Annotated in this window: 9 protein-coding genes and 1 pseudogene; 4 read left to right on the plus strand and 6 right to left on the minus strand. The window is 66.9% G+C overall.

What is annotated here, in order from left to right:
- Positions 1-78: 78 nt before the first annotated feature.
- The 3 genes from ACFW2E_RS25275 to ACFW2E_RS25285 all read right to left on the minus strand — a co-directional run bounded on the left by ACFW2E_RS25275 (position 79) and on the right by ACFW2E_RS25285 (position 2,372).
- A complete protein-coding gene (locus tag ACFW2E_RS25275; RefSeq protein WP_384469359.1) occupies positions 79-810 on the minus strand; it encodes a dienelactone hydrolase family protein in 732 nt (243 codons plus the stop codon).
- Between the two features lie 519 nt (positions 811-1,329).
- On the minus strand, positions 1,330-1,848 hold the full coding sequence (locus tag ACFW2E_RS25280; protein WP_384469360.1) for an RICIN domain-containing protein: 519 nt from the start codon (positions 1,846-1,848) through the stop codon (positions 1,330-1,332).
- Between the two features lie 314 nt (positions 1,849-2,162).
- Positions 2,163-2,372 (minus strand): hypothetical protein, encoded by a 210-nt coding sequence (locus ACFW2E_RS25285; RefSeq protein ID WP_384469361.1) that lies wholly within the window; start codon positions 2,370-2,372, stop codon positions 2,163-2,165.
- Between the two features lie 91 nt (positions 2,373-2,463).
- Between ACFW2E_RS25285 and ACFW2E_RS25290 the strand changes: the two are divergent.
- Positions 2,464-2,604 (plus strand): annotated as a pseudogene (locus ACFW2E_RS25290) (IS630 family transposase); the annotation flags it as partial.
- A gap of 65 nt (positions 2,605-2,669) precedes the next feature.
- Positions 2,670-3,110 (plus strand): VOC family protein, encoded by a 441-nt coding sequence (locus ACFW2E_RS25295; protein WP_384469362.1) that lies wholly within the window; start codon positions 2,670-2,672, stop codon positions 3,108-3,110.
- A gap of 316 nt (positions 3,111-3,426) precedes the next feature.
- Here the strand turns inward: ACFW2E_RS25295 and ACFW2E_RS25300 are convergent, their stop codons facing one another.
- Positions 3,427-3,912 (minus strand): HIT family protein, encoded by a 486-nt coding sequence (locus ACFW2E_RS25300; protein WP_384469363.1) that lies wholly within the window; start codon positions 3,910-3,912, stop codon positions 3,427-3,429.
- Positions 3,913-4,174: 262 nt separating this feature from the next.
- Entirely contained in the window at positions 4,175-4,636 is a 462-nt protein-coding gene (locus ACFW2E_RS25305; RefSeq protein ID WP_384469364.1) for a hypothetical protein, read from the minus strand.
- A gap of 321 nt (positions 4,637-4,957) precedes the next feature.
- On the opposite strand from ACFW2E_RS25305, the gene ACFW2E_RS25310 reads away from it, so the two are divergent.
- A complete protein-coding gene (locus ACFW2E_RS25310) occupies positions 4,958-5,383 on the plus strand; it encodes a hypothetical protein (protein WP_384469369.1) in 426 nt (141 codons plus the stop codon).
- On the plus strand, positions 5,380-7,044 hold the full coding sequence (locus tag ACFW2E_RS25315; protein ID WP_384469365.1) for a caspase family protein: 1,665 nt from the start codon (positions 5,380-5,382) through the stop codon (positions 7,042-7,044). Before ACFW2E_RS25310 ends, ACFW2E_RS25315 begins: the two co-directional genes overlap by 4 nt.
- Before the next feature lie 213 nt (positions 7,045-7,257).
- Here ACFW2E_RS25315 and ACFW2E_RS25320 read toward each other — a convergent pair whose 3' ends face one another.
- Complete coding sequence (locus ACFW2E_RS25320) at positions 7,258-10,137, minus strand: SEFIR domain-containing protein (protein ID WP_384469366.1); 2,880 nt, start codon at positions 10,135-10,137, stop codon at positions 7,258-7,260.
- Between the last annotated feature and the right edge of the window lie 114 nt (positions 10,138-10,251).

Below are 10,251 nucleotides of genomic sequence, written 5' to 3' on the forward strand. Positions count from 1 at the left end.
TGGCTCTCCCCCCTCACCCCCGCGCTCAAGCCCCACCCACCCCCCACCCCCCCGACACCGCGACGGCCGGTACAGGTACTAGGCGAGGTGCCGGGAGAAGAAGCTCAGTGTGCTGTCGAGCTCGAACTCCGGGATGTCCCCGTGCTTGCCCGAGTTGGCGTGGAGCGTCTTGTCGGCCGAGGCCAAGGCATCGAACAGAGCCAGGCCCTGGTCCCGTGGCACGCGCTCATCGTCCCACTGCACCAGGAACTCGACAGGAACCGTGATCCGGCCGGCATCCTCGGCTTTGGCCAGTATCCCGCCAAGTCCCAATACAGCGGCACGGACCCGAGGTTCGGCGGCAACAAACGGCACGCCGAGCCCACACCCCAGCGAAACCCCCCAGTAACCCACCGGGCTGACGCCGACGTGTTCGAGCTGCTGGACCGCGTCCAGAACCGCTCGCCATTCCGGCACGGTCTGGCGGGCCACCATGGCCTGGAAGCCGGCAATCAGCGGCGCCAGGTCTTCGCCGGCCTCCACACGTGCCTGGTTCTGCGTCGCGATCCGGTTGTACTCCTCGTCAACCGGCCGGTCCCCATGACCGGGCACGTCGACCGCCACTACGGCGAAATCGCACTCGGTCACGAAACGACGCGCAAGGTTCACGACGTCAGGAGCCTTCTTGTGCCGGCCGCCGCCATGTCCGAACACGATGACGGGACGAGAACCAACAGCATCTTCCGGCGTCCACAACACGCCGGGAATCTCGCCGAGGACAAAAAGCTGTTCGCGGACGCCGCCCAAGGACGCCTCAGAGGTGAAGCGCATAGCGATTCCTGCCTTCCGGGATACCTCTGCGGGCACTCCCTAGGCCATGCGGGAGAAGGGGGCCCGACCTGTCGTAGCGTTGATCGGTCTCACCTCCTCGGCTTGCAGCGGCGCACGGCGGCACTGAAACTATCACGAGGGCCTTCAGCCGGGTCCGATGGGAACATGACGCCGCCGCACACCAAGGGCCGCAAGACACATGCCAGTTGGCCGCGGCAGACCAGACAGCCACCGCATGCGGTCCCGGGGACCCGGCCAGCGTGCGATGCTCCGCCGAGGGGAGGCGAACCTGCGGTACGCCACTGCCGGGACGGCGCAGACGTCACTCAGAGCGACGTCACGATGCGAAGCAACGCGGCCGGTCGGTCCATCTTGGTCGCGGCCGGCTCGCTCAAGCTCTGGATCCAGTCCCAGGGCTTAACCTCACCTGGCACGATCCAACACCCCGAGATCAAGAGCTCGTTCCGGAGTGACACACCGACGTCGCAACGGTGCACCGGACCACAGCCGGCTGAGGTGTCAGCCGACAAACGTGAACCGCTGGTAGGACAGCCCGTTGTATCCGAACGAGCGAAGACCGTAGTCCGAGCTGTCGTCGATCACGCGCCCGGTGTTCTGGTTCCTGAGCGTCCGCGTCCCGTCGGACTGATAGGTAATCGTCCACCGCTGGTACGACTGGTAGTTGCAGCCGAAGGCACGCAGACCATAGTCGAAGCTGTCGTCGATGCAGCGCCCGGTGTTCTGGTTCTGCAGAACCCATGTGCCGTCGGACTGGTTGTACCAGTTGAAGTTCTGATAGTTGAGCCCGTTACACGTGAACGCGCGTAAGCCGTAGTCCCAGGAATCGTCCACGCAGCGGCCGGTGTTCTGATTCTTGAGAGCGTAATAGTAGATCGTACCGTCGGCGACGGCTGGACCCTTTGGCTGCGGCGCGGCCGCGTGCGCGGCCGTTGTACCGGTCAACAGCAGCGCTGCTGCAGCGAGCAGCGTTGCCGCCGATGCAGCCGTGCGGGTGCTCAGGACAGTGCGCAGGCTCATCATTCCTCCTACCGACAGGGACCGCCTGCCCGAGGGCAGGCATGGCATGGGCACCGGGCCGGATGCCGTGAAACCGGCAGTAACCGGCAGCGCCCCGCACACGCTAAGGGTTGACCATGGGCACATCAATAACGCCGGGTGCGCGCTATCCGGTATGGCCGGTTCCGCGTCTCTGGCCCCCACAGCCGATGCCGCTGAAAGTGTTTTGCCTGTCAAAAGCGTCACGATCAGGGCCCGGGCCCTTCCCCTGAGTGCAAGTGCCGCATCAGACAACGTTCGCCCCGTGATGTGTACCGTTGCGTCATGAGTGCAAGTCACCAGCCCGTTTGGATGAAATCGAGGAACACATCGCCGCGGTGCTGGATGGGCGGCTGAGCCGAGACGAAGCCGCTCGGCGGGCGGAAGGCCGGATCACCACTGAGGGTCTTGTCTGGGACGACTTGTCCCGATGGGCATTGGGACTCCTGCACGGCATCGATCTCCTGGCGGGGCCGCATGGCGACTTCCTGCATGACGATGCGCAAGTGAGGTCCTGGCTGACCGAGCTGCAAGCCCGCCGGGGCAGGTGACTGCGGGTTGCTGAGGGTTTCGCTCCTGGTCCGACAGGCTCAGCAGGTGGCCGAGCGTGTGCGGGTGCGGGAGATCGATGACGATGAGGGGCGGCGACTGCTGTGGATTGTGCGCCGGGGCTCCGTTTCGGTGGTGACCTGGCGGCGGCCCCAGATGGTGCTGCTGTCCGCACAGGGCATAACCGTGCGCAACCGTCGTCATGTCACGGCCGACCCCGCGCTACCGCGTGTCGAGTCGTTAGGCTCAGAGACATGACTATTCAGCGGATGGACAACGTCGCCATCGTCGTCGACGATCTGGACGCGGCTGTCGCCTTCTTCACCGAGCTCGGCATGGAACTGGAAGGCAAGACTCAGATCGAAGGCCTCTATGCGGACCGCACCGTCGGACTCGACGGCGTCCGGAGCGACATCGCGATGATGCGGACCCCGGACGGCCACAGCAAGCTGGAGCTGACCAAGTACCACACCCCCGCGGTATCCGACGCCGAGCCGCGGAACCCTCCGCCCAACACGCTGGGCCTGCATCGCGTCATGTTCGCCGTCGACGACATCGACGACACCATCGCCCGCCTGCGCGCCCACGGCGCCGAACTCCTCGGCGAGGTAGCGCAGTACGAGAACATCTTCCGGCTCTGCTACCTCCGCGGCCCCGCAGGCATCATCGTCGCCCTAGCCGAACAGATTGGCTGACGCGGGCCTGCCGCGCGGAGCATGCCGACGGTCAGCACCGCTATGGCGCATCCGCGATAGGGGCCGTGCAGGCCGCTGTACGAGCCCGGGGATTCCGTCGGCGGACGGTGCCGGGCGCGGGGACGACTTCGCGGGCCCGCACGGCCGCCCAGCCGCTGGTGCGGAGGGGGAAGACGGCGTTCCGCAACACCGGTGCGTTGATTGCCCGACATGGCCGTGGCACCTGACCCCTTCGTCCCGAACCATCGGCCCAACGGTCGCCGCGGGCCGTCGCGCTGTTCCGGCACCCAGGTACGGCCGGTGACGTCAGCAGCAGTCATATTGGTCGAGGTACTTCGTTGCCGTACTGCATACGCAGCCGCTCGACCATTGCCGCTGCATCGCCTTCCGTACCGCGAGGAGCGTCTGGCCACTCGTCGACCCGTTGCCACCAGTAGTCACGGGGAGTCCCGGGGTACCGGGGCAGGAGGTGGACGTGCAGATGGGGCACGTTGTCTCCGATGACAGCGGCGTACACGTGCTCGGCACCGCCGGCCTCACGTAGCGCGCCGGCGGCTCGGGTGCACCAGAAACCCACACGCTGAGCTTCCATGTCGCTGAGATCAGCAAGACCTGGAGCGTGTCGGCGCGGTTCCACCAGAAGATGGCCGAGATAGACCGAGTCTGCGCCGCCGGGAGCTCGCGGAGACAGATGCGAGACCACCACGACGTCGTCCATCCATACGGCCCCTCCGGGCATGAGCGAGTCGTCACGGTGCTTCCGGCATACGAAACAGTCGATCGGCGTGACATCGTCTGTCATGGAAACGCCTCATCTCATCCGCAACGGTTGACGTGCCGTCAGAGTAGTGCGCGACGCAATGGGACGCCCGGGCCATGTCGCCGAGAGGCAGAGGCCGGCCGCATGCCCTCATGGAGCCGCGGTGCTGATGCCGCTCGTCCCCCAGACGGCCGTCCCCCGGGGCCCGGCGCGGGACGGTCCTGCCGGCTGGTCGATGTGCCGGCGGTCGCGCCGTCGGGAGCGCGGCCCTGGGCGCTTGGTCAGGGCCGCTGTCCGGTGTGCGTCAGCTGACCCAGCCGGTGCACTTCAGTTCGATGTTTTCGACGTTGACACAAGCGCGCAGCCATGTGCCGTCCGGCCAGTACTGCATAGGCGTGTATGCGTCGCCCCCGTCACGGTGCTGGTACCCACGCAACCCGTCCCACGACTTGCCGCCGTCCGTGGACCGGTCGATCCACACCCCGTACTTGTAGTACCGCGTGGCCGTTCGCGCCCAGCCGTACCACCTGCCGTCCTTCTTTCCGGAGCGCAGTTCCACGGTGGCGTATCCGCTGATGGTCGCCGTCGCGTCGGTGTCCGGGCCCGAGTCCCAGCTGATCGGGCCCGGGTCCCGGCCATCACAGTTGTAGCCGCTGCACCCCAGCTCGGCGGCCGCAGCGGGATTGCCCGTGGTCACCAAAGTGGCGAGGGCCATCGCCGCGATCGGCAGAGCCCGGGTGAGCATCCGACTGCCCGTCTTCTTCATGATCCGTCCCCGTGTTCGTCGAGTCCTGAGCGGGGAGGCCCCGTGCCGGGCCTCCGTCGACGGCCCAGACGCATTGCCTCCTGGGCCATTTGTTCGACATGGAAAGACTGCACGCGGCGTTCAACAGGCCGCCAACATGCGGCCAACAGGGCCATCACGCGGGCCCCGGCGACATCAGCCGCGGCAGCTCACGGACCTGGACCTCGATCGGATCCTCCAGCTCGCGATGGGTGAGCACAACTGTCCGGGGGGATCTCGAGCGCACCCCGCCGATCGGCGTTTCGGCTCCCAGGAGGCCCGGCCTTCCCTATCGTGGACGAGATGGAAAGGCTGGGGGAAAGCATGCACATCCGGGTCGCGACGACTGCCGACGACGGGCATGAGACCGTATCCGACCTGTACAGGTGGCTGAGGCTGGATGCCGATGTGCGACGGCACGCGACGGTAGAACTGGTGCCGTGCGGCAAGCCGGGCGGCACCATGGGGACGGTCGAGATCATCGACATGGTCCTCAGCCAGGGATTCTCGGCCCTGAACCTGGCGATGGCGTATGCGGCCTGGCGCGCCGCGCGTCCGGCCGCTCCGCCGATCACCATCACCGTCACGGCCACCGGCCGGCCCCTTACGGTGGACGATGCGTCGGAGGAGACGATCCGGCGCATCGTGGAGGCGCTGCGGGCGGCGTCCGAGAGCGACCGGACCGAGGAACCGGGGCGGGCCGGTGACGGAGCGGGGAGCGGCGAGTGAGACGGTTGCCCGACCCGGCCAGATCCCGTGCCGTGATCGTCGGAGTGGACAGCTACGGCGCGCTGCCCGACCTGCCGTCGGTGGCGAACAACGTGAACCGCCTGGCGAAGGTTCTGGGCGATCCCGACCTGTGGGGGCTGCGGCGCCCCGATCAGTGCACTGTCCTGCTCAATCCGCCTTCCCCGGACACGGTACTGGACGCCGTGCACGATGCCGCAGCCGAGGCGGAGGACGCCTTTGTCGTGTACTTCGCGGGCCACGGGCTGGTCTCCCCGAGCGGTGATCTCTATCTGGCTCTGCCGAAGTCGCACGTGGAGCGCCTCTACCGTGCCGTGGCATATGAGGACCTGCGCCGGCAGTTGGTCGACGCCTGCACGGCTACGAGCAAGGTGATGATCCTGGACTGCTGCTACAGCGGCCGGGCACTGGTCGGACACAAGGGAACCGCGGTCGACGTGGCCAACCACGCCATGGTCGAAGGCACTTACCTGATGACAGCCTCAGCGGAAACCAAACTTGCCTGGGCGCCCGAAGGGGAGACGTACACCGCCTTCACCGGCGAGCTCCTCAAGGCCCTGGAGTTCGGGATCCCCGGTGCCTCGGATCCGCTCGAGATGGAAGCGCTGTTCTGGTACGTACGCGGAGAGTTGGAGGCAAGGTCGCGGCCGGTTCCGCAGCAGCGGGCACGCAATGCCGGTCACGCCATCGCGCTGGTACGCAACCGCGCGGTGGCCGTGCCGTCAGGCCGACCGGACGAGCACGCACCCTCGTTGCGGTCGCAAGCCCCGCTGCTGGAGCACCTCGGAGGCGCATACGATGCGGCCTCCTCACCCGGGGGTGTCATGGACGGGGGCGGCGGCGCGGCGGTGACCGACAGGACGTCACCCCCTCGGCCAGTCGATTCCGGACCGCTCGTCGTCGGCCTGCCGGGCAGGGAACCGGGAGAGCGGCCGACGGAGGAGCGCACGGGGTCGTCGCTGCGGCCCGCGGCGCACGACGACTCCCCACCGGATCGTCGGGAGCCGGCCGCCGAGGCAGCCGACCCGCTGCTCGGGAGATGGAGGCGTTGGTTCTGGCTGACCGCTCTGGCTCTGCTGGCCGTTGCCCCTTTCGGAATCAGGTATCTGCAGGATGGCGCCGAGCAGGGCGGGCACGACCCGTCGCAGGGACGCTCGGCACATCCATCCGCGACGCCGACATCATCGTCGGCAAGCGGGTACGTACGTGTTCAGGGCCCGGAGTTCAGCACCGACGTGCCGAAGGGGTGGCGGCCGCACGCCAGGAACTCCTCCGGACAGTACCGGTACACGCACGGCGCCTACACGCTCACTGTCGTACCGGGCCGTGATTCCGCCGGGGCGAGGTCCAAGAGCCCGCTTGACTATCAGCGCGAAATCGAACCGGAACTGCAGATCCATCGGGGTTCGACCTGGGCCACGGGGACCGGAATCCGAGAGATCACGGTCGGGGAACAGACCTCAGCCGTCGGGGAGTTCACGTGGGACACGAAGGAAGGGAAAACCGTGTACGCGAAGAACACCGTCGTGCTCATCGAGGGCCACTACCACGTACTGCTGACGACAGGTCCCGAAGGCGAGCGTGAGGAAGTCGCCCGAGTGCACGCCGAGGCGGTCAAAGCGTACAGGTCCAGGACGAGCTGACCACCGGGCGCGCGGCTCGGGCCGTCGCTCCCGCCACCGGTGTCGCGAGGCGGCACGTACGGACAGGCGGTGGGCCGCTCCCGCACCGTCGCCGTCTCCCTGCGCGTGGTGGTGTGGGCCCCTGGCACAGCCCCTGCTCCGGCTCCACTGCCTGCTCCGCAGAATCGTGTCACGGTGCACCCGCTCGGCAGGCCGCGGCTTCTGAAGGCCGGATCAGTTAGGGCTGCGTGGGGGCAGATGAGGGGTCGGGCCGAGCGGGAGCTCGATCTCGTAGGGCTGGTCCGTGATGTAGCGCAGCAGCTTTTCGGCGCCCTGCGGGGTGAGAGGACCGACGGTGTAGTGCGTGGTGGCGTGGCCGCCCAGGTAGGCCGGGAGGTCCTCGGGGGAACCGCCGGGCAGCACAACCCTGAGGATGCGGCGGTGCCAGGAGCCCGGTCGGGCGTAGACCTCGCTCCGGATGAGCCCTGCTTCCCAGATCACGCCCCTTCCCGTGCCGGGTGTCTCACTGCCCTCGGCACGGCGGCGGTAGGCGGGGGATGCTACGACCAGCACGTAGTCTGCCGACTGGTATTCGTGAAGGGTCCACAGCGCCCAGTCCTGGGGTTCCTCAGCCGCCGCTAGATCCAGTCGCGCATTGACGCCCAGGCTGCGCAACAACAGCCAGAAGGCACGAACGCTTTCGGTGTGGGCACCGCCGTCGTCCTCGTGCGCGTAGGAGATGAACACGCGCGGAGGCCGCCGTAGCCCGAAGAGGGACAGTACACCGGCGGGTGTCTCGGTCCCGGTGGTACTGAGACGCGGGGCAGGGCTTTCGGCCGGCCGCGCGTGCGCCGCCAGCAAAGCGAGTTCCTGGCGGCTCAGGGTGCCGAGGAGTTCGCCCGCGCGCTGCTCCCGCACCGCGCGGGCTGCCTTCTCACGGAGCGTTCCACCGGGAAAGGGTCTGAGGACGGCCTGGGCCCGGGGCTCGGCCAGCACGGCGGTGAGTACGTCCGCGAACCGCACGTCGGGAGCCCAGCGGGTGCCGTCTTGGCTTGCCTCTTCGTGCCGGGCCAGGGTCTCTTGGGCGTTGATGCGCAGCGTCCGAAGGGTTTCACGGCGAGTTGCGACGGGATCATGTGGTTCGACGTCAGCGGCCGTGCTGATGTTGCTACGCAGATGCGCCGGAATCGGCAGGGCGATCACCCAAGGATCGTTCACGTGGGGGTACACCAGGTTGCGGACCGCGTCGTCGTACTCCGTGAGGGCCGAGCGGAGTCCTTCCGCCAGCTCAAGATTCTCCTTGATGCGCACGATCCCGGAGTCCTCGCGCAGCTTCTCTGGCGTGTTCCGTTCGACTTCGGCTGCGAACTCCGCGTGCGCTCTCTGAAGTTGGGAGGTGATCTCCCGGGACAGCGCGGACCGGCTCTCTGACATCGTCACCTGTCGGCGCGCCTCCTCCCCCAGTGACTGGGCGATGATGTCCCGGTGAGCGAGGCAGTCGGCCAGACGCTTCTCGGACGTCCGCCTCAACCAGTCCGGACCGTCGAGGGCGTCCACGGCCGCAGCCAGGACAGGACTTGAAGCGAGAAAATCCCCCAGAGCCCTCTGATCGCCTGTGGGGCCGACGAACAGGCAGTCGCTCAGGGACGCCGACGGGTCGAGGCTCAGGACCCAGGCCGGCGCACTGCGTTGGGCCTGCGCGACACCGTCTGTCACATGACGGCGCATGCGCTCCGTCGCCGCTGACCAAGTGGGCTCAGTGGGCGAGACTGCGTAATGCACGGCAAGTTGGGCGATCACATAATCGGCTGTCTCCTCGGAATCCGCTGACAGAGGGCGGCTGCCGACCGCCGCCCAGAAGGCGTCGTAGTCGCGACGCCTGTGTTCGGCGTACGACTCACCTTCGCGCTGCTGAGTCTCGTAGAACTCCCGCAGTTCGTACCGCGCTCGGCGGAAGGAGCGTTTGGAGAAAAATGAACCTCCGGGAGATCTCCACCATCGAAACAGCTCTTGGCGAGCAGACACGGGCAGGGCCTCGGTCCACAGGATCGAGGCGTTCTTCAGCTTCTCGAGGGTTGCAGTGGACATGTTGTAGCGTTCCTCGGTGTACAGATTCCGAAGAATCCGCACAATGTGCTCCACGTCTGTGGACTCGGCCAGCAGTGAGGCGGCCCTGGTGAGGGCCGCCGCCTTCTTCTCCCGGATTTCGAGATCGTTCAGACGTTGCCGCAACGAGTGAAGTTCCCTCCCAACCTGCCGCGGAAGAGGCTGTTGGAGGGCGGTCAATGCCCTCAGTTCCTCGGGAGCCGCGTCAGGACGCTGACGTGCGATGCGGGCACACTCCGCCAGCACGCTGAGTACGACCCAGTCGGCCTGGCGCTTCGCGGCCCAGTTCCGAATGGTCTGCAACGAGATGCGGGCTTCCTGGGCCAGGGACTGGATCTGCTCCTCGATCGAGGACCAACGGGACAGCGTTTCCGCATTGACTTCGTAGTACGCGTCAATCCACGACCTGACACGCTCGTACACCTCCGTCACCGAATGCTGCCCGAAGGGGAGGACGTGGTACCGGGGAGCGCCGAGGTCGGTGAAGAGCAACAGGCAGGGCAGGTGACGGCCGATGCGCAGCTTTTCCTGGGCCAACCACGCCGCGGCCTGCGCGCCCGGAATCGCCGACTCGAGGAGCCTGTAGGCCTCGTGGAAGTGCACATGAATCTCTCTCGCGTCCGTGAACGGAGCGAACACAGAAGGGCGCAGATTGTGAAGGTATTCGCCCTCCCAGTCAAGAGGGCCGTCACGCCACGGCTTGCGGCGCAGACCTCTCTGAAGCAGGTCGAGGAAAGACCTTGCCGAATATCGGCCGTAGTTGAGGTCTTGCGCAAAGCGTTCGGTCTCTGATTCGGAGATACCGGAGAAGAATGCGAAGCGGATCCGGTGCGCCGTCTTGATGCTGAGTTCTACGCCGTGACGCAACAGGAAATCCCTGGTCCTGTCGGTGCTGTCGCCGAGGAGCAGAATCGTCCAACCGAATCCGTCGCTCAAGGAACGCTCGGGCTGGTCCAGCCTGAAGGCATAGCGGTACATCTCCTGGGCGGAGCGCGCACGAAATCCCATGTGACCACTGTAGGTAGGTGCGGCGTGGCATGGGGTGACATCGGGTGCATCGAGTGGAGACCCCGCCCGCCGCGGCGGGGGGGGCCGGGGAGGAATATACATTTTCGTTTTCGG

Origin of the sequence: Streptomyces sp. NPDC058964 (assembly GCF_042741275.1) — a bacterium.
Classification (GTDB): Bacteria; Actinomycetota; Actinomycetes; order Streptomycetales; family Streptomycetaceae; genus Streptomyces.